Source organism: Streptomyces sp. NPDC002232 (assembly GCF_042890295.1).
GTDB lineage: Bacteria > Actinomycetota > Actinomycetes > Streptomycetales > Streptomycetaceae > Streptomyces.
Genome location: NZ_JBIARV010000007.1, coordinates 434,962 through 453,937 on the forward strand (window position 1 = coordinate 434,962; position 18,976 = coordinate 453,937).

The following is an 18,976-nucleotide window of genomic DNA, read 5'->3' on the forward strand; positions in this document are numbered from 1 at the left end:
TGCCGTCAGGGTCCGGACCTCGGGGGCCGGTGTGCCGTGGGTCCGGGTCCCGGGGGCCGAGGTGCGTGCCGTCCGGGCCGGATCCCGGAGGGCGCGCCGGGCAAACGCTCATGGGACGTTCCCTCCCCGTCCAGATCCACGTCGGCGGGGACACGCCGAGCGGGACGACAACACCCGTATGCGTGTCGTCATCGTCACCGAATCCTTCCCTCCCGACGTCAACGGTGTGGCGCACTGCGCCCTGCAGACCGCGCGCCACCTCGTCCGGCGGGGGCACACCCCGCTCGTCATCGCCCCCGCCGTCGCCGACCAGGCCGCGGACGCCGACGCCCCCTGCGCCGTCGTCCGGGTGCCCTCCCTCCCCCTGCCCGGCTATCCGCAGGTACGCGTCGCCCTGCCCAGCCGCCGGGTCGCCGCGGCCATCGCCGCCCACCGCGCCGACCTCGTCCACCTCGCCGGACCCTTCGTCCTCGGAGCGCGCGGCATGACCGCCGCCGCCCGGCTCGGCCTGCCGGCCGTCGCCGTCTACCAGACCGACCTCGCCGGCTACGCGCGCACGTACGTCGGGACCGGCGAGAGCACCGCCTGGCGCCGCCTCCGCACCGTGCACGGCGCCGCCGACCGCACCCTCGCCCCGTCCACCGCCGCCCTGCGCGACCTGGAGGCCCACGGCATCGGCCGCGTCCGGCTCTGGGGCCGAGGCGTGGACACCGTCCGCTTCCGCCCGGACCTCCGCGACACCGCACTGCGCCGCGAGCTGGCCCCCGGCGGCGAACTCCTCGTCGGCTACGTCGGCCGGCTCGCCCCCGAGAAGCGCGTGGACCTGCTCGCCGGGGTCCAGGCGCTCCCCGGGGTCCGGCTCGTGGTCGTCGGGGACGGGCCCAGCGAGCCCGCCCTGCGTGCCGCGCTGCCGGACGCCCGGTTCCTCGGCCGCCGCACCGGCGACGACCTCGCCCGGATCTTCGCCTCGCTCGACGTCTTCGCCCACACCGGCCCGTACGAGACCTTCTGCCAGACCGTCCAGGAGGCCATGGCGAGCGGGGTCCCGGTCGTCGCTCCGGCCGCCGGCGGGCCCCTGGACCTGGTCGACCACGGCCGCAATGGGCTCCTCGTGCCCCCGGGCGACCCGGACGAGGTGCGCGGGGCCGTCGCCGCGCTCGCCGCCTCGCCCGGCACGCGCGCGGAGTACGGCCGCGCCGGCCGGGCCGGCGTCGAGGCGCGCACCTGGGAGGCGCTCGGCGACGAACTGATCGGCCACTACCTGGAGGTGCTGCGCGAGCGGACGGCGGTGGCCGCGTGAACGGCGCACTCCCGAGCGGTCGCGGTACGGAGCGGGGCGGCGGGCTCCGGATCGTGCGGCTCGCCAACTTCGTGACCCCCACCTCCGGCGGCCTCCGCACCGCCCTCGACCGGCTCGGCCGCGGCTATCTGGCCGCCGGCCACGAGCCCGTCCTGATCGTCCCCGGCGAGGTCGCGAGCGACCACCGCACCGAGCAGGGCCGGGTCGTCACCCTCCCCGGGCCCGTGCTCCCCGGCACCGGCGGCTACCGGGTCCTCGCCGACCGCCACCGGGTCCGGCGGCTCCTCGACGAGCTCGCCCCCGACCGCGTCGAGGTCTCGGACCGCACCACCCTGCGGTGGACGGGGGAATGGGCCCGACGCGCGCGCGTGCCGTCGCTCATGGTCTCCCACGAGACCGCCGACGGGGTGCTGCGCACCTGGGGCGTGCCGCCCGCCCTCGCGGCCGCCGCGGCGGACCGGCTCAACCGCCGCACGGCCTGGGCCTTCGCGCGGATCGTGTGCACGACGGAGTGGGCGGAGCGCGAGTTCGTACGGATCGGGGCGCGGAACGTCGTAAGGGCTCCGCTCGGCGTGGACCTGGAACACTGCCGGCCCGGCCGCCGGGACACCGCGCCGAGGGCCCGGTACGCCGCCGGGGAGCGGGTGCTGCTCCTGCTCTGCTCGCGGCTCTCGGTCGAGAAGAGGCCGGGCACGGCCCTGGACGCCCTGGAGGAGCTGCGGGGAGCGGGGATCTCCGCGGCGCTCGTGGTCGCCGGGGACGGGCCGCTGAGGGGCGTCCTGGAGCGGCGGGCGCGCGAGCGGTGCCTGCCGGTGCGGTTCCTGGGCCACGTCGCGGACCGGGAGGTCCTCGCGGATCTCCAGGCGGCGGCCGACGTGTGCCTCGCCCCGGGCCCGGCGGAGACCTTCGGGCTCTCCGCCCTGGAGGCGCTCGCCTGCGGGACTCCGGTGGTGGTCAGCGCCTCCTCGGCGCTGCCCGAGGTGGTCGGCGCGGCGGGCGCCTCGGCCGCCGACACCCCGGCCGCCTTCGCCGCGGGGGTACGGGGGCTCCTGGCGGCACCGGAGGGGGCCCGCCGCCGGGCCGCACGCGCGCGGGCGGAGCACTTCTCCTGGGACCGCGCGGTCACCGCCTTCCTCGCCGCCCACGACGCCGCCCCGGCGCTCCGGGCGCCCACCCCCGAGGAGGCCCACCGATGACACGGGCTGCGGTGGGGACGCGCGCGGGTGGTGGGGCCGAAGCCGCCCCGGCCGGAGTCGCCCCGTTCGAAGCCGCCCCGGCCGAACCCCCGGGGCACCCGCCCGTGCCCGTCGCGGACCGGGCCGCGCCGGAGTCCGTACGGGTCCGGGCGGCCGTCGGCCAGGGGATGCCGGAGTCCCCACGGGTTCCGGCCGCGCGGCCGGGGGCTTCCGGCGCCCCGGACGGCGGCCCCCTGCGGTTCGCCGTGCTCGGGGACTCCTTCAGCGAGGGGGTCGGCGACCGGGTCGGCGGGGCGTGGCGGGGATGGGCGGCGCTGCTCGCCGACGGGCTCACCGACGGCGGGCGGGAGACGGCCCTCCTGAACCTCGCCGTCAGCGGGGCTCTCAGCGCCGACGTCGCCGACGGTCAGGCCCCCGCCGCCCTCGCGTTCCGGCCGCACCTCGCCTCCGTCGTCGTCGGCGTCAACGACACCCTGCGCCACGGCTTCGACATCGCCTTCCTCGCCCGCCGCCTGGACCGGGTCTGCGCCGACCTCGACGCCCTCGGAGCCGTACTCCTCACGGCCTGCCTCCCCGACCCCGGCCGGATGCTCGGACTGCCGCCGCCCCTGGCGCGTCCGCTCGCCCGCCGCCAGCGCTCCGTCAACGCCGTCGTGCACGCGGTGTCCGCCCGGTACGGAGCCGTCCACCTGCACCTGGCCGACCCCGCCTGGACCGAGGACCGGGCCCTGTGGAGCGCCGACCGGCTCCACCCGGGCGAGCGCGGGCACCGGGCCGTCGCCGCCGGGTTCCACCGGCTCCTCGCCGCCCGCGCGCTCGCCCACGGCACCCCGCCGTCGGAGGAGCCGTCCCAGCCGCCCCCGACCCGTGCGGAGGCCCTGCACTGGCTCGCCACCGCCGGCACCGGCTGGGTCCTGCGCCGCAGTCGCGACCTGCTCCCGCAGCTCCTGCTGCTCGCGGGTGCCGAACTGCGCCACTGGGCGGACGGCACCGGCGCGGCGCCGCTCGACGCGCGCGCGGACGACGCCCTCACGGCCGCACTCGCGGCCACAATGGGAGGATGACCGGGCGCTGGGAGTTCTGGATCGACCGGGGCGGCACCTTCACGGACGTCGTGGGGCGCCGGCCCGACGGCGCCCTCGTCACCCGCAAGGTGCTCTCCCACGACCCGGCCCGTCGCCAGGACGCGGCGGTCGCGGGCATCCGCCTCCTCCTCGGCCTCGGCCCGGAGGACCCCGTCCCCGCCGACCGGATCGCCGTCGTCAAGATGGGCACCACCGTCGCCACGAACGCCCTCCTGGAGCGGCGCGGCGAACCGACCGTGCTCCTGATCACCGAGGGCTTCCGGGACGCGCTCCGCATCGCCTACCAGAACCGGCCCCGGCTCTTCGACCGCCGCATCGTGCTGCCCGAGGCGGTGTACGCGCGCGTGATCGAGGTTCCCGAGCGGGTCGACGCGCACGGTGGCGTCGTCCGCCCGCTGGACGAGCCGGCCGTCGCCGCCGCCCTCGCCGCCGCGCACCGCGACGGCCTCCGCTCCGCCGCCGTCGTCCTCCTGCACGGCTACCGGCACCCCGCTCACGAGGCACGCGTCGCGGAGGCGGCCCGTGCCGCCGGATTCACCCAGGTCAGCTGCTCGCACGAGGTGAGTCCGCTGATCCGACTGATCCCGCGCGGGGACACCACCGTCGTCGACGCCTACCTCTCACCGATCCTGCGCCGGTACGTCGACGAGGTCGCCCGCGAACTCGCCGGAATCCGCCTCATGTTCATGCAGTCCAACGGCGGCCTCCGGGAGGCGGCCCACTTCCGGGGCAAGGACGCCGTCCTGTCGGGACCGGCGGGCGGCGTCGTCGGCATGGCCCGCACCTCGGCGACGGCCGGACACGACCGGGTCATCGGCTTCGACATGGGCGGCACCTCCACCGACGTGTCGCACTACGCGGGCTCCTTCGAGCGCGAACTCGGCACCCAGGTCGCCGGGGTGCGGATGCGGGCGCCCATGATGAGCATCCACACCGTCGCGGCGGGCGGCGGCTCGGTCCTCCACTACGACGGGCGCCGCTACCGGGTGGGACCCGACTCGGCCGGAGCCGTCCCCGGCCCCGCCTGCTACCGCCGGGGCGGACCCCTGACCGTCACCGACGCCAACGTCATGCTCGGACGCGTCCAGCCCGCCCACTTCCCCGCCGTCTTCGGCGCGACCGGAGACCTCCCCCTCGACGCCGCGACCGTGCGCGAGCGGTTCACGGCCCTCGCCGGGGAGGTCGGCGGCGGCCGCACCCCCGAGGACGTCGCCGCGGGCTTCCTGGAGATCGCCGTCCTCGACATGGCCAACGCCGTCAAGAAGATCTCCGTGCAGCGCGGCCACGACGTCACCCGGTACGCCCTGACCAGCTTCGGCGGCGCCGGCGGCCAGCACGCCTGCGCCGTCGCCGACGCCCTCGGCATCGACACCGTCCTCGTCCCCCCACTGGCCGGGGTCCTCTCCGCCTACGGGATCGGGCTCGCCGACGCCACCGCCATCCGGGAGCGGTCCGTCGAGGCCGCACTCGACGACCCCGGCACCCCCGGGCGGGTGACGGCCCTCTGCGCCGAACTCGCCGACCGCACCCGCGAGGAGCTGCGCGCCGACGGACTGCCCGACACCGCGATCACCACGCACGCGCGCGTGCTCCTGCGGTACGCGGGCACCGACGCGAGCCTTCCCGTCGACCTCGCGTCCCCCGACGAGCTGCGAACCGTGTTCACGGACCTCCACCGCGCGCGGTACGCGTTCACCCTGGACCGGCCCCTCGTCGTCGAGGCCGTCACCGTCGAGGCCGTCGGCCGCGCGGGGCCGCACGGCCCCGTCCACGTCGGCCCCGCGGAGCGCGCCGACGCCCCCGCCCCCGTCACCACCGTCCGGATGCACAGCGCCGGAACACCCCACGACGCCCCGCTCCACCGCCGCGCGGACCTGCGGCCGGGCGACACCGTGGACGGGCCCGCGATCCTCGCCGAGGCCGACGCCACCACCGTCGTCGACACCGGCTGGCGGGCGACCGCCACCGAGGAAGGCCACCTCCGGCTGCGCCGCGTCGTCCCCCGCCCCGCGCGCGAGGCCGCCGGCACGGACGTGGACCCCGTCCTCCTGGAGGTCTTCAACAGCCTCTTCATGTCCATCGCCGAGCAGATGGGCGTCCGCCTGGAGAACACCGCCCAGTCCGTCAACATCAAGGAACGCCTCGACTTCTCCTGCGCCCTCTTCGACGCCGAGGGCAACCTCATCGCCAACGCCCCCCACATCCCCGTCCACCTCGGCTCCATGGGGGAGTCCATCAAGGAGGTCCTCCGCCGCCGCGCGGACGACCTGCGCCCCGGCGACGTGTACGCGATCAACGATCCGTACCACGGCGGCACCCACCTCCCCGACGTCACCGTCGTCACCCCGGTCTTCGACGACACGGGCGGCGCCCTCCGCTTCCTGGTCGCCTCGCGCGGACACCACGCCGAGATCGGCGGCATCACCCCCGGCTCCATGCCCGCCTTCAGCCGGACCGTCGAGGAGGAGGGCGTCCTCTTCGACGACTGGCTGCTGGTCCGCGACGGACACCTCCGGGAGGCCGAGACGCGCGCCCTGCTCACCGGCGCCCGCCACCCCTCCCGCGACCCGGACACCAACCTCGCCGACCTGCGCGCCCAGATCGCCGCCAACGAGAAGGGCATCGAGGAACTGCGCCGCACGGTGGAGGAGTTCGGCCTGGACGTCGTCCAGGCCTACATGCGGCACGTCCGCGCCAACGCCGAGGAGTCGGTGCGGCGCATCGTCGCGCGCCTCGGCGACGGCGCGTACCGCTACGAGACCGACGGCGGAGCCGTGATCCGGGTCGCCGTCCGGGTCGACCGCGAACGGCGCTCCGCCGTCATCGACTTCACCGGCACCTCGCCCCAGCTGCCCGGCAACGCCAACGCGCCCACCGCCGTCGTCATGGCCGCCGTCCTCTACGTCTTCCGCACCCTCGTCGACGAGGACATCCCGCTCAACAGCGGTTGCCTGGAGCCCCTGGAGGTCCGTGTCCCGCCCGGCTCCATGCTCGCCCCCGTCTCGCCGGCGGCCACCGTCGCCGGGAACGTCGAGACCTCCCAGGCCGTCACCGGCGCGCTCTACGCGGCCCTCGGCGTCCAGGCCGAGGGCTCCGGCACGATGAACAACGTGACCTTCGGCAACGCGCGCGTGCAGTACTACGAGACCGTCGCGAGCGGTTCGGGGGCGGGCGACGGCTTCGACGGCGCCGACGCCGTCCAGACCCACATGACCAACTCCCGCCTCACCGACCCCGAGGTCCTGGAGTGGCGCCACCCGGTCCGGGTCGACGCCTTCGCGGTACGGGAGGACAGCGGCGGGCGCGGCCGGTGGCACGGCGGCCACGGGGTGGAGCGCCGCCTGCGGTTCCTGGAGCCCATGACGGTGGCCCTGCTCACCGGCCACCGCAGGGTCCCGCCGTACGGGATGGCGGGCGGCGCGCCCGGCGCCCTCGGCGAGAACCTGGTGGAACGGGCCGACGGCACCGTCGAGCACCTGGACGGCGCCGCCACCACCGAGGTGGGCCCCGGCGACGTCCTCGTCCTGCGCACTCCCGGCGGCGGCGGATACGGCCCGCCGCCGCTCTGACCGCTCAGCGCACCGCCACGAACCGCACCCGCGTCCCCGGCACGGCCTGCGCCGCCGCGCCCAGGTCGGCCTCCCGGACCACCGCGACCACCGGATAGCCCCCGGTCGTCGGATGGTCCGCCAGGAACACCACCGGCCGCCCGTCCGGCGGCACCTGCACCGCGCCCAGGACCATGCCCTCGCTCGGCAGCTCGCCCGGCACGGCGCGCTCCAGGGCCGGGCCCTCGACCCGCAGCCCGATCCGGTTGCTCGCGGGCGACACCCGGTACGCGCGCGTGGTGAAGGCGCGCAGGGCCGGGGCCGTGAACCAGTCCTCCCGGGGGCCGAGCCGCACCCGCAGGACCAGTTCGTCCGGCGGACCCGGCCAGGGAGGCGCGTCGACCGGCCCCCGTACCGCCGCGGCCGCTCCCAGGGGCAGCACCGCGCCCTCCGCAAGGGGCGCAGGGCCGAGGCCCGACAGCAGGTCGGTGGAGCGGCTCCCGAGCACCGGCGCGACGGCGACCCCGCCGCCCAGCGCCACGTACGAGCGCAGCCCCCGCACGGCGGGGCCCACCTCCAGGACGGAACCGGCGCCGACCCGGACCGCCGTCCCCCAGGCGGCCGGACGGCCGTCCACCCGGACCGGGCAGGGCGCGCCGCCCACCGCCACGGTGACCGCGCACCGCGGCCGCAGCGCGCACCCGTCGACGGTGGTCTCCAGGACCGCCGCGTCCTCCGCGTTGCCGACGAGCCGGTTCACCAGGCGCGCGGCGGCCGGGTCGAGGACGCCGGAGCGGGGCACGCCCAGGTGCGCGTGTCCCGTGCGCCCCAGGTCCTGCACGGTGGTCAGCGCCCCGGCCCGGACCACTGCGAACGCCCGGTCGCTCATCGCCCGCCCTCCGCCGTGAACCGGACGCGGGTGCCCGGCGCGAGCAGCGCGGCCGGGGTCCGTCCGGCGTCCCACAGCACCACGTCGGTGGTGCCGATCAGCTGCCAGCCGCCGGGGGAGGAGCGCGGGTACACGCCCGTGTACGGCCCGGCCAGGGCGACCGAGCCCGCGGGGACGGCCGTGCGCGGCGTGGCCCGGCGCGGCACCCCGTACCGCTCGCCGAGCCCCGTCAGATAGCCGAACCCGGGCGCGAAGCCGCAGAAGGCGACCCGGAACTCGGCCGCCGTGTGGATCCGTACCGCCGCCTCCACGGACACACCCCAGAGCCCGGCGACCTCCGCGAGATCGGGCCCGTCGTAGCGGACCGGCACCTCGACCGCCTCGCCCCCGCGCGCGGGGAGCGGCCCCGGCTCCCAGCCGGTCAGCTCCGAGGCGAGCCGCGCCGGATCGTCCACCCCGTCGAGGAGCACCGTCCGCGCCGCCGGCACGATCTCGCGTACGGCGGGCAGCGCACCGGACGCCCGGCGCCGCAGCAGCTCGGCGTGGAGGGCCTCGGCCGCCCCGCCGTCGTCCAGTTCCACCAGGAGGGCCCGGTCGCCCACCCTCAGCACCCTCACGCGAAGGCCGCCACGGGCACGCCGGACGCCTCCAGCCGCTCCCGGACCCGCCGGGCGAGGCCGACCGCGCCGGGCGTGTCGCCGTGCAGGCAGAGCGACCGGGCGCGGACGGCGACGGTGCTGCCGCAGTGCGCCGTGACGACCCCGGACCTGGCCAGGGACAGGGAGCGTTCGACGACCTCGTCCGGATCCGTCACGACGGCTCCCTCCTGCCCCCGCGGCAGCAGCGAGCCGTCCGCCCGGTAGGCCCGGTCGCCGAAGGCCTCGGTGACGACCGGGAGTCCGGCCGCCTCGGCGGCCTCGTGCAGCCGGGACCCCGGCAGTCCGAGGACCGGCAGCGTCCGGTCCGCGAGCAGTACGCCCTCGACGACCGCCGCCGCCTGCTCCGCGTCCCGGACCACCCGGTTGTAGAGCGCCCCGTGCGGCTTCACGTACGACACCCGCGAGCCCGCGGCCCGGGCGAAGACCTCCAGCGCGCCGATCTGGTACGCCACCTCGGCGGCCAGCTCCGCCGCCGGGACGTCCATCGCCCGCCGCCCGAAGCCGGCCAGGTCGCGGTAGGCGACCTGGGCCCCGATCCGTACGCCGCGTGCCGCGGCGAGCGCGCAGACCCGGCGCATGGTGGCCGCATCCCCGGCGTGGAAGCCGCAGGCCACGTTGGCGCTGGTGACGACCGACAGGAGCTGCTCGTCGTCGGTCAGCGTCCAGCGGCCGAAGCCCTCGCCGAGGTCGGCGTTGAGATCGATGGGGAGCGGGGTCATGGACTGCTTCCTCTCACCTGGTGAAGCCGGGTCCACGGCGGAAAGCGGCCGAAGACGCGCCGTCAACGTAGAGGATTGTTCAACGATCCGACAAGAGGTGTGTTGTCGCCTCCCCCTTTCTGCGGTTGACTCGGCCCGCTGACGACGAAAGGGACGAGGCACCGTGGACGTGAGGGGCGCCGGAGGGCTGACGGACGACCGTGCGCTGCTGGGACGCACGAGCACCGCGGAGCGGGTCGCGGACATCCTGCGCACCCGCATCGCGGAGGGCTACTTCCCGCCGGGCGCGCGGCTGTCCGAGGAGAGCATCGGCGGCGCCCTCGGCGTGTCCCGCAACACCCTCCGCGAGGCCTTCCGGCTCCTCACCCACGAACGGCTGCTCGTCCACGAGCTCAACCGGGGCGTCTTCGTCCGCGTCCTCGCCGTCGACGACGTGGACGACCTCTACCGCACCCGGCGGCTCGTCGAGTGCGCCGTCGTCCGGGGCCTGGGGCAGCCGCCGTTCGCCGTGGACGGCCTCGCCGCCGCCGTCGCCGAGGGGGAGGCCGCGGCCCGCGCCGACGACTGGACGGGCGTCTCCACCGCCAACATCCACTTCCACCGCGAGCTCGTCGCCCTCGCGGGCAGCTCGCGCACCGACGAACTGATGCGCGGTGTCCTCGCCGAACTCCGCCTCGCCTTCCACGCGGTCGCCGACGCGCGCACCCTGCACGAGCCCTATCTCGGGAGGAACCGGGAGATCCTGGACGCCCTGCGGGCCGGTGAACGGGCCGCCGCGGAACGGCTCCTCGCCCGCTACCTCGACGACTCCCGCACCCGGGTCACCGCCGCCTACGCCGAGGCCGTCGACGATCCGGCGGGCCCCGCGCGCTGAGCGCACAGGCCGCACGAGGCCACCCGGCGGGCTCCGCGCGCTGAGCGCACAGGCCGCACGAGGCCACCCGGCGGGCTCCGCGGGCCGAGCGCGCAGGCCGCACGAGGCTACCCGGCGGGCCGGTCGCATCTGCGCCGTTTCGACCGTTGTCATGGTGAGGACCTAATCTGTCCACCGTGACTTCGCCTGCCTCGACGGACCTCGCTCCGCCCCAGCTCAGCGCGGGGCCGCGCCCCGCGCAGGGCCCGGCCGCCGACGAAGGGCTCGCGCGGCGCCTCCGCGCGCTCGCGTGCACCGCACCGCTGCACGACCTCGACGCCCGCAAGGCGAACCTGGCCGGCGAGTACACGGTCTACGCGATGGCCGAGGTGGCCCTCGCCGCGATCGACCTCATCACGCTGAACATGGACTTCGACACCGGCGCCGACCACGAGCAGATCGTCGCCCGCCTGCTGCCCCGCGTCGCCGCCCAGGCCCCCACCCGGCCCGCCGCCGAGCACGAGCGCGTGGCCCGCTGGGTCCTGGAGAACCTGATCAACGTCGGCAGCGTCGACCGGGGCTTCCGCGCCGTCTACGGCACCTTCGGCACCGACGGCGTCTACGTCCGCAGGGACTACGACTTCAAGCTCATCGAAGAGGTCCCCGGGTTCGGCGGCGGCGTCTACCTCCGCACCACCGACGAAGCCGTCAACGTCCTCGTCGGAGCCCTCGACACCGACGTCACCAGCGCCCAGATCGCCGCCGAGGTGAAGCTGGAGGTGCTGATCAACCGCGGCAGGCTCGCCGACGCCCAGCTCGCCGCCGAGCAGGCCCGCTACCGGACCGTGCAGTACGCCGAGACCCTCCGCAAGACCCTGGAGGCCACCCGGCGCAACGTCCGGGCCGTCGACTGGCTCCAGACGGTCCCCGACATGATCGCCGAGGCGCTCGACCACGTCGCCGACCGCTACCGCCACGAGAACGCGATCCTCACCAACATCCGCAAGGCCCGCGACGAGGCCGAGGCCACGTCCGACGCGAAGACCGCGGAGCACAAGCGCCGCGCCGCCGAGCTCGTCGACATAGTCAAGGACTGCATCCGGCGCCACACCCAGCTCCAGTCCCGCCTCCTGGAGGCCGGACCGCTCTTCCGCGCCGAGCAGGACCGCCAGGCCTTCGCCGCCCCCACCGCGTACACCGGACTCGATCTGTACGGGCAGCTCGTCGCCCCCGTCCTGACGCTCCCCGTCGAGCAGGCCACCCGCGTCACCGACGCCTTCTTCGCCCGTGGTACGGGACTGCGCACCCCCGCCTCCGTCCGCCTCGGCGACCTCGTCGACCTGCTCCTCACCCCGCCCGTCGAGCGCGAGCACCTCGGCGCGGAGATGCCCGAGCCGGACCTCATCGCCACCCCCGACGACTCCCGCTTCAGCGAGGAGCAGCTCGCGAGCGCCATGCGCCTGCTCGACCTGGAGCACGACGCCCCGCGCCGGCTCTCCGGACTGCTCGCCGAGGCCCGCGACCTCGACGCGGACCTGCCGTACCTGGTCGCGCTCCTCGCCGTGCACGCGGCCAGCCCACCGGTCGGCACCGCCTACCGGCAGGGCGAGGAGCGCCTGCTCTTCGCCGTCGACGACGGCACCCCGCTCGACGACCCCGAGTTCGGCGGCGCCGACCTCATCGTCGGTACGGCGCTGCTCGACGCGGCGGGCATGGCCGCGGACCGCTCGGAGGCCTCGTGACCCTCGTCCCCCCGGCACCCGCCGCCGCACCGGCGCAGGCCGAGCCGCAGGCCGACGCCTCCGTGCCCGCCGACGCCGCCGCGCCCGCCGCCGCCCTCGTGCCGCCGACCGTCGAGCACGCCTCGGTGCTGCTCACCGCCGGGCCCGCCCCCGCCGAGTCCGTACCGGACCCGGCCCCGCAAGCGGATGACACGGACGCGACCGAGGCGGTCGAGGAGGCCGACACGACGGACGCGACGGACGCGGCGGAGGAAGCCGACGCGACGGACTCGATCAAGGAAGCCGACGCGACCGGGGAGGCCGAGGAGACCGACGCGATCGAGGACGCCCAGGACCTCGACGAGCCCGCCCCCGCGGCCGCCGGACGGCCCCGGTTGGGGACCGTGGCGATCCCCGAGCCGTCCCGCGTCCCGCCCGCCCGGCGCCGGGACCTCCCCGCCGTGCGCGCCGTGCGGCTCACCGACGGGCCGCCCGTCCCCGCCGACCGCCCCGGCCCCGCCGCCGCACCCGCGGCCGTCACCCCGGTCCCGCTGCCCCTGTCCCGACCCGCACCCCGCGCCGTACCGACCGAGAGCCGTACCGAGGAGCCCCAGCCGTGAGCGAAACCCACGCCGAGCACACCGACGCGTGGAGCGAGCTGGAGCCCCCGCAGCCCCCGGCCCCCTCCACCGCCGTCACCCCCGCCGACGCGGCCGACGCGGCCCGGCTCGTCTCCTTCGGCCTCCAGCCCAAGCTGCTCCCCGCCCGCGACGCCGAGTACACCGAGCTGCTGCGCCGCTACCGCGAGGACCCCGCCTTCGCGCGCCTCGCGGACGCCGTCGCCACCGGCCTCGGCCTCGTCGTCCTGGAGGTGTCCCCGCGCGCCGGCATGGCCGTGACCGCGGGCGAGGACTCCGTCTTCGCCGTCCGCATGGGCGACTACGCCCGCCGCGCCTCCACGGACTCCGCCGACCGGTTCCTGCACGGCCTCGCCCACCTCGCCCTCGCCGCCATGGCCTTCCCCCGGCCCGAGGACCTCGCCGACGACGCGTACATCGGCCGGCTCACCGTCAACGGCGTCGACGCCTTCGTGCGCCAGGCCTGCCTGCGGCTGGAGCAGCGCGCCGAGGAGCAGGGCGAGAACACCGACCCGGCCTCCGACGCCCCCGGCCTGGAGGCCGCCTGGCGGACCTACGCCCGCCGCAGCGCCACCGGAGCCACCAAGGACGCCCGCCGCCTCGCCGGATCCACCACCGGTATCGTCGGCAAGGCGGCCGCGTTCCTCACCGACTCCGGATTCCTCCAGCGGACCGGCGACGAGGGCGGCGGCTCGTACCGCACCACCGCGCGCTATCAGCTCCAGGTCCGTGACATGGCCGGTTCCGCCGCGATGGCCGAGCTCCTCGAACTCGGTGTCGTGCCCGTCAGCGACGGCTCCGCCACCCTCCTCCCGCCGCCGGAGGGCGACGACCTGGAACTCGCCGCCGACGCGGGCCTGCCGTTCCATGCGTGACCGCCCCGCGTGACCACGCGCGCGTGACGCCCCCGCACCACCGCCCTTCCTGAGCACGACGAGCACGAGAGCACGAGAGTCCCTCGCCATGTACGAGCTGTCCCGGGTCCGCCTCTACTCCATCGGTCCCGCCGGCGCGCGCTACGCCGACACCGTCCTGGACCTGCGCGGAGTCGGCGCGCCCGTGCCCCGTCCCGCCCCGACCCAGGCGGAGTTCTTCGAGGACGAGCCGGTCGGCCCGCCGCGCCGCCCGGCCCCCGCGGGCGTGCTCTTCCTGGAGAACGGCGGCGGCAAGTCCGTCCTCCTCAAGCTGATCTTCTCGGTGATGCTCCCCGGCCACCGCAACACCCTCGGCGGCGCCAGCTCGGGTGTGCTGCGCAAGTTCCTCCTCGCCGACGACTGCGGCCACGTCGCCCTGGAGTGGCAGCACACCCTCACCGGCGAACTCGTCGTCGTCGGCAAGGCCAGCGAGTGGCGAGGCCGCCAGGTCTCCAACGACCCGCGGAAGTTCGCCGAGGCCTGGTACTCCTTCCGCCCCGGCCCCGGCCTCAGCCTGGACAACCTCCCCGTCGCCGAGGCGACCTCCGTCCGCCTGTCCGTCGAGGGCGCCTCCGGCGCGACCGGCCGCCGCCGCACCATGAAGGGCTTCCGCGACGCGCTCACCGAGGCCGGAAAGGCCTACCCGCACCTGGAGGTGGTCTGGGAGGAGATCCACGACCGCTGGAACGAGCACCTCGGCGACCTCGGCCTCGACCCCGAACTCTTCCGCTACCAGCGCGAGATGAACGCCGACGAGGGCGAGGCCGCCGGCCTCTTCGCGGTCAAGAAGGACTCCGACTTCACCGACCTGCTGCTGCGCGCCGTCACCGACACGCGTGACACCGACGGCCTCGCCGACCTCGTCGGTGGCTTCGGCAACAAGCTCGGCCGCCGCGCCGAACTGACCGCCGAACGCGACTTCACCGCCGGCTCCGTCGACCTCCTCGGCCGCATCGTCGAGGCCGCCGGGACGCGCGCCCGCGCGCGCGAGGTCCACACCGACGCCGAGCGCCGCACCCGCGGCCTCGCCCGCCGGCTCTCCGCCCGCGCCGCCGAGGAGCGGGGCCGCGCCGCCGAACTCGCCCAGCAGGTCACCTCGGCCGGGCACGCCGTCGCCGAGGCCGAGACCGCCCGGGGCCGCAGCTCCCTCATCGCCGCCGAACTCGCCTACCGGCACGCCTCCCTGGCTCTCACCGCCGCCGAGAAGGGCGCCGCCGCCCAGCGCCGCGAACTCACCGAGGCCCGCACGCTGCACTCCGCCTGGCAGGCGGCCGAGGCGGTGCTGCGCCACCGCGCCGCGGGCGACCGCTCCGCGCGCGTGGCCGCCGCCATCCGCGAGGCCGAGCGCGACGCCGCCCCCGCCCTGGCCGCCCGCGCCCTGGCCGCCGCCGACCTCGTACGGGCCCTCGCCTCCGCCGCCGAGGAGGGCGAGCGCCACGCCGCCGAGGAGGAGGAGCGCTCCACCGCCCTCCAGGACATGAGCGAGACCGCGCACCGCGACGCCACCACCGCCGCCACCGAGGCCCAGCGGGCCCGCAGCGAGGCCGGCCACCTGCGCCAGCGGCTCGCCGAGGTCGAGCAGGAGACCGCCGAGGCCGTCCGGGCCGGCTGGCTCGACGACACCGCCCCCGACGCCGACCCGGCCCGCGCCGCGCTCGCCGCGAGCGACGCCGAGAAGACGACGGTCGCCGCCTGGGACACGGCCCGCGAGGCCGCCCGCACCGCCGCCGACCGCGCCCGTGAGGCCGCCGGCGCCGAGTCCCGCGCCGAACTCGCCGCCGCCCGCGCCGCGGACGCCGCCGAGGCGGCGGGGAACGCCTACGACGCGGAGCGCCGCGCCGCCGAGGCCCTCGCCGCCGAGGAGCGCCTCGCCGAGCTCCTCAGCCTGCCCTCGACCGGCTCCCCGCGCCCGGGCCTGCCCTCCTCCGGCTCCCCGCTCCCGGGCCAGCGCGCCGCCGCCGCCCCGGACACCGAGCCCGAGGAGGAGGCGGCACCCGGTCCGGAGCACCAGGGAACGCTCACCGTCACCGAGTTCGACCGGTACGCCGACGAGCTGCGTGGCCTGCTCGACCAGGCCGTCGCCTCGGCCGAGCGCCAGCTCTTCGACCTGCGCACCGCCGCCGCCGACGACTCCCGCATCCTCGGCGCCCTCGGCGACGGCGGTCTGCTGCCGCCCGGCCCGGACGTCCTCGCCACCGTCGAGTACCTCGGCGAGCACGGCATCCCCGCCCTGCCCGGCTGGCGCTACCTCGCCCAGTCCGTGGACCCCGCCGACCACGCCCGGGTCCTCGCCGGCCGCCCCGAGCTCGTCGACGGCGTCGTGATCACCGACCCCGTCTCGTACGGACGCGCCCGCGAGGTCCTCGGCACCGCCGCCCTGCTGCCCCGCTCCGCCGTCGCCGTCGGCACCGCCGCCGCCCTCCTCGCGCCCGTGCCCGCCCAGGACGCCGTGGCGGACGGCGGGGTCTTCCTCGTCCCGCCGAACCCGGCCATGCACGACGAGCACGCCGCCGACGAGGAGCGGCAGGCGCTCCGCGCCCGTGCCACCGCCCGCGACGAGGAGATCCGCGGCCTCGCGGCCCGCCTCTCCGCCGACCGCGCCCTGGCGTCCCGGATCGGCGCCTGGCGCGCCGACTGCCCGTTCGGGATGCTCGCGGAGCTCTCCTCCGTCGCGACGACCGCCCGCGAGACCGCCGAAGCCGCCGCCGCCACCCTGGAGGCGGCCCGCGCGGCCCGCACCGAGGCCGACGAGACCGCCGCCGAGGCCGCGCGGCTGCGCGACGAGCGCCAGGAGGCCGCCCAGCGCGCCCGCCGCGTCGCCGACGCCCTCGCCGGGCTGGCGTTCCGACTGCGCGAGCGGTCCGCCTGGCAGGCCAAGCTCCGCGAACTCGCCGACGACGCCGCCGAGTCCGAGGCCCGCGCCACGACCTGTCTGGAGCGCGCCCGCGCCGCCGACGAGGACCGCCGGGCCGCCCAGCGCGCCGCCGACGACGCCCACCGCACCGCCCGCGCCCTGCGGGCCGAGCGCGCCGAGATCGCCGGCGCCCCCGAGAACCTCCCGGACGCGGACCCGGACGCGCCCCGCGCCGCGCTCCCCACCCTTCGTGAGGCCTACCGCGCGGCCTCCCAGGTGTACGAGAAGGTCGGCGTCGGCGCCGACCTGCGCGCCGAGCAGGCCCGCGCCGAGAGCGACGAGTCCGCCGCCCTCGCCGAGCTCGACCGCCTCACCAACAAGGTCCGCACCCGCGCCGAACAGCTCCTGGAGTCCACCGACGGCGCCGACGGCCCGTCCCGCCAGGCCGCCGCCGCCCGCGCCGAGGCCCTGGTCCAGATGCTGGAGACCCGCGCCTCGGAGGCCAGCGAGAAGCTCGGCCGGCTGCGCGGCGAGGCCGAGCGCCTGGCCCCCGAGGACGGTGAGTCGCACACCGAGCTCCCCGAGGAGCTGGTGCCGGCCGACGCCGAGCGGGCCCAGGCCCTGCTCCGTACCGCCACCACCGAACTCGCCACCCGCACCGATGCCCTGGAGGCGGCGCGCGCCGCCCACGCCGGACTCCTGCGGGACCACCGCGCCGCCGAGGACGCCGCCGGCGGCTTCGACGAGACGGGCGCCCTGCTCCGGGACCTGCTGCGCGACCACGCGGACGAGGAGCGCGAGGAGGCCGAGCCCTACCCGGGCACCCTGGAGGAGGCCCGTACGGTGGCGGCCGAGGCGCGCCGCGCGCTGCGCGCCTGCACGGCCGAACTGTCCGGCGCCGACGCCGCCGTGCGCGAGGCGAGCGACATCCTCGTCCGGCACGCCAACTCCACCCGCTACGAGCAGGTCCGCACCCCGGCCCGCCAGCAGATCCGCGAACTTCCGGCGTCCGCGCTCCCCGAGCACGCCGCCAAGTGGGCCGAGGCCTTCGCGCCCCGGCTGCGCGTCCTCACCGACGAGCTGGAGCAGCTGGAGCGCAACCGGGACTCGATCGTGGACCGGCTGCGCGGTCTCGTCGAGTCCTCGCTCGCGACGCTCCGCTCCGCGCAGCGGCTCTCCCGGCTCCCCGAGGGCCTCGGCGAGTGGTCGGGGCAGGAGTTCCTCCGCATCCGCTTCGAGGAGCCCGACCAGGCCACGCTCGCCGAGCGGCTCGGCGAGGTCGTCGACGAGGCGACCCGCGCCGCCGTGAGGAAGAACTCCGACCTGCGCCGCGACGGGATGTCGCTGCTCCTGCGGGGGGTCCAGGCGGCCCTGGAGCCCAAGGGCGTCTCGGTGGAGATCCTCAAGCCGGACGCGGTGCTGCGCGCCGAGCGGGTTCCCGTCGGGCAGATGGGCGACGTCTTCTCCGGCGGCCAGCTGCTCACCGCCGCCATCGCCCTGTACTGCACGATGGCGGCCCTCCGCTCCAACGACCGGGGCCGCGACAAGCACCGGCACGCGGGCACGCTGTTCCTGGACAATCCGATCGGCCGCGCCAACGCCACGTACCTGCTGGAGCTCCAGCGGGCCGTGTCGGACGCGCTGGGCGTCCAGCTGCTCTACACGACGGGTCTGTTCGACACGACCGCGCTCGCCGAGTTCCCGCTGGTCATCCGGCTGCGCAACGACGCGGACCTGCGGGCGGGGCTGAAGTACATCAGCGTGGAGGAGCACCTGCGGCCCGGCCTGCCGCAGCCCGGCTCGGAGGGGGAGAGCATCCACGGCGAGATCACGGCGACCCGGATGTTCCGCCGCCACATGTCGGACGAGCCGGCCCGGGCCGGCGAGGCGTAGCCCCCGCCGCACCCGTACGAAGACGAGCGGCCCGGCCCCCAGAAGGGGGCCGGGCCGCTCCTTGCCGTTCCGCTCAGGCGGCCTCGGACAGCGGCGTCGCGTCCACCCGCTCCTCGTCGCGGCGCGACCGGATCGAGGGACGCGCCGTGCTGCTGGGCTCGGACACCACGCCGTTGCGCTGACGCCACACCTGACGGGTGATCCAGACGTCCAGGACGCTCCAGGTGGCCACGACGGTCGAGGCGACCGCCGTGACGGTCACCGGGAACGCCAGCCACGAGCCCGCGACCGTACTGAAGAAGGCCACCACGGCCTGGATGAGCGTCACCGACGTGATCATCACCGCTCGCACGGCGGCGTTCCGGACCGGATCCGGCATCCGCCGTCGGCCCCGCTCGTCCTCCACCCACAACTGCCGCGCCGACCGCGTCTCGTCTTCCATTGTCCTGTCACTCCCCACCACTGAACGACTTCAGGGTCGGCTGCCCGTCTTGAGCCCCTTTACACGGACAGAAGCCTCCCCGTACGTATTGACGCACGAGAGAGGGAAAAGGTTTCGTCCGGGCGGGGACGAACACATCACGTGTCCTGGCGGAACGAAGAGTTCCAGCCATCTGCGCAGGCGGGAGGCGGGCCGGAGAAATGGCACACCATCAGGTGTCCTACGCCACAGTGCCCCATCTCAACTCCCTTAATACCAGGACATC

At 76.5% G+C, this 18,976-nt stretch carries 13 protein-coding genes; 9 read left to right on the forward strand and 4 right to left on the reverse strand.

Annotation, left to right across the window (positions count from 1 at the left end; translation table 11 throughout):
• The first annotated feature begins 178 nt into the window (after positions 1 to 178).
• The 4 genes from ACFYXU_RS33705 to ACFYXU_RS33720 are packed head-to-tail and all read left to right on the forward strand — an operon-like array spanning position 179 to position 7,150.
• Entirely contained in the window at positions 179 to 1,300 is a 1,122-nt protein-coding gene (locus ACFYXU_RS33705; RefSeq protein ID WP_389461409.1) for a glycosyltransferase family 4 protein, read from the forward strand.
• On the forward strand, positions 1,297 to 2,496 hold the full coding sequence (locus ACFYXU_RS33710; protein ID WP_389461411.1) for a glycosyltransferase: 1,200 nt from the start codon (positions 1,297 to 1,299) through the stop codon (positions 2,494 to 2,496). The genes ACFYXU_RS33705 and ACFYXU_RS33710 overlap by 4 nt, the downstream gene beginning before the upstream one ends.
• Complete coding sequence (locus ACFYXU_RS33715) at positions 2,493 to 3,560, forward strand: SGNH/GDSL hydrolase family protein (RefSeq protein ID WP_376516457.1); 1,068 nt, start codon at positions 2,493 to 2,495, stop codon at positions 3,558 to 3,560. Before ACFYXU_RS33710 ends, ACFYXU_RS33715 begins: the two co-directional genes overlap by 4 nt.
• On the forward strand, positions 3,557 to 7,150 hold the full coding sequence (locus ACFYXU_RS33720; protein ID WP_376516455.1) for a hydantoinase B/oxoprolinase family protein: 3,594 nt from the start codon (positions 3,557 to 3,559) through the stop codon (positions 7,148 to 7,150). The genes ACFYXU_RS33715 and ACFYXU_RS33720 overlap by 4 nt, the downstream gene beginning before the upstream one ends.
• Before the next feature lie 4 nt (positions 7,151 to 7,154).
• Here ACFYXU_RS33720 and ACFYXU_RS33725 read toward each other — a convergent pair whose 3' ends face one another.
• Genes ACFYXU_RS33725 through ACFYXU_RS33735 form a run of 3 tightly spaced genes read right to left on the reverse strand, consistent with a single transcriptional unit; the run spans position 7,155 to position 9,396 of the window.
• Positions 7,155 to 8,018: a biotin-dependent carboxyltransferase family protein gene (locus tag ACFYXU_RS33725; RefSeq protein WP_376516452.1), complete on the reverse strand. Its 864-nt coding sequence runs from the start codon at positions 8,016 to 8,018 to the stop codon at positions 7,155 to 7,157.
• The gene (locus ACFYXU_RS33730) at positions 8,015 to 8,635 is read right to left on the reverse strand and encodes an allophanate hydrolase subunit 1 (protein WP_376516450.1); all 621 of its coding nucleotides are present in this window, start codon (positions 8,633 to 8,635) and stop codon (positions 8,015 to 8,017) included. The genes ACFYXU_RS33725 and ACFYXU_RS33730 overlap by 4 nt, the downstream gene beginning before the upstream one ends.
• Positions 8,632 to 9,396 (reverse strand): LamB/YcsF family protein, encoded by a 765-nt coding sequence (locus ACFYXU_RS33735; protein ID WP_389461414.1) that lies wholly within the window; start codon positions 9,394 to 9,396, stop codon positions 8,632 to 8,634. The genes ACFYXU_RS33730 and ACFYXU_RS33735 overlap by 4 nt, the downstream gene beginning before the upstream one ends.
• Before the next feature lie 163 nt (positions 9,397 to 9,559).
• Here ACFYXU_RS33735 and ACFYXU_RS33740 point away from each other — a divergent pair, with 163 nt between their 5' ends.
• The 5 genes from ACFYXU_RS33740 to ACFYXU_RS33760 all read left to right on the forward strand — a co-directional run bounded on the left by ACFYXU_RS33740 (position 9,560) and on the right by ACFYXU_RS33760 (position 18,269).
• The gene (locus tag ACFYXU_RS33740) at positions 9,560 to 10,270 is read left to right on the forward strand and encodes a GntR family transcriptional regulator (RefSeq protein WP_376516447.1); all 711 of its coding nucleotides are present in this window, start codon (positions 9,560 to 9,562) and stop codon (positions 10,268 to 10,270) included.
• Positions 10,271 to 10,446: 176 nt separating this feature from the next.
• Positions 10,447 to 11,991, forward strand: a complete 1,545-nt coding sequence (locus ACFYXU_RS33745) for a hypothetical protein (RefSeq protein ID WP_376516445.1) — start codon at positions 10,447 to 10,449, stop codon at positions 11,989 to 11,991.
• Positions 11,988 to 12,590 carry a hypothetical protein gene (locus ACFYXU_RS33750; RefSeq protein WP_389461416.1) on the forward strand — a complete coding sequence of 201 codons (603 nt, stop codon included), beginning with the start codon at positions 11,988 to 11,990 and terminating at the stop codon, positions 12,588 to 12,590. The genes ACFYXU_RS33745 and ACFYXU_RS33750 overlap by 4 nt, the downstream gene beginning before the upstream one ends.
• Complete coding sequence (locus tag ACFYXU_RS33755; RefSeq protein ID WP_376516441.1) at positions 12,587 to 13,483, forward strand: hypothetical protein; 897 nt, start codon at positions 12,587 to 12,589, stop codon at positions 13,481 to 13,483. Before ACFYXU_RS33750 ends, ACFYXU_RS33755 begins: the two co-directional genes overlap by 4 nt.
• Positions 13,484 to 13,571: 88 nt before the next feature.
• Positions 13,572 to 18,269, forward strand: coding sequence for a hypothetical protein (locus ACFYXU_RS33760; protein ID WP_389461418.1), 4,698 nt, complete (start codon positions 13,572 to 13,574; stop codon positions 18,267 to 18,269).
• 73 nt (positions 18,270 to 18,342) lie between these two features.
• Here ACFYXU_RS33760 and ACFYXU_RS33765 read toward each other — a convergent pair whose 3' ends face one another.
• Positions 18,343 to 18,711 carry a hypothetical protein gene (locus ACFYXU_RS33765; RefSeq protein WP_329854565.1) on the reverse strand — a complete coding sequence of 123 codons (369 nt, stop codon included), beginning with the start codon at positions 18,709 to 18,711 and terminating at the stop codon, positions 18,343 to 18,345.
• Positions 18,712 to 18,976: the final 265 nt, after the last annotated feature.

What these genes read in the sequence shown, in the direction of transcription:
- ACFYXU_RS33705 (WP_389461409.1), top strand. Translation starts at nt 179, where the DNA reads ATGCGTGTCGTCATCGTCACCGAATCCTTCCCTCCCGACGTCAACGGT.
- ACFYXU_RS33715 (WP_376516457.1), top strand. Translation starts at nt 2,493, where the DNA reads ATGACACGGGCTGCGGTGGGGACGCGCGCGGGTGGTGGGGCCGAAGCC.
- ACFYXU_RS33720 (WP_376516455.1), top strand. Translation starts at nt 3,557, where the DNA reads ATGACCGGGCGCTGGGAGTTCTGGATCGACCGGGGCGGCACCTTCACG.
- ACFYXU_RS33725 (WP_376516452.1), bottom strand. Translation starts at nt 8,018, where the DNA reads ATGAGCGACCGGGCGTTCGCAGTGGTCCGGGCCGGGGCGCTGACCACC.
- ACFYXU_RS33735 (WP_389461414.1), bottom strand. Translation starts at nt 9,396, where the DNA reads ATGACCCCGCTCCCCATCGATCTCAACGCCGACCTCGGCGAGGGCTTC.
- ACFYXU_RS33760 (WP_389461418.1), top strand. Translation starts at nt 13,572, where the DNA reads ATGTACGAGCTGTCCCGGGTCCGCCTCTACTCCATCGGTCCCGCCGGC.
- ACFYXU_RS33765 (WP_329854565.1), bottom strand. Translation starts at nt 18,711, where the DNA reads ATGGAAGACGAGACGCGGTCGGCGCGGCAGTTGTGGGTGGAGGACGAG.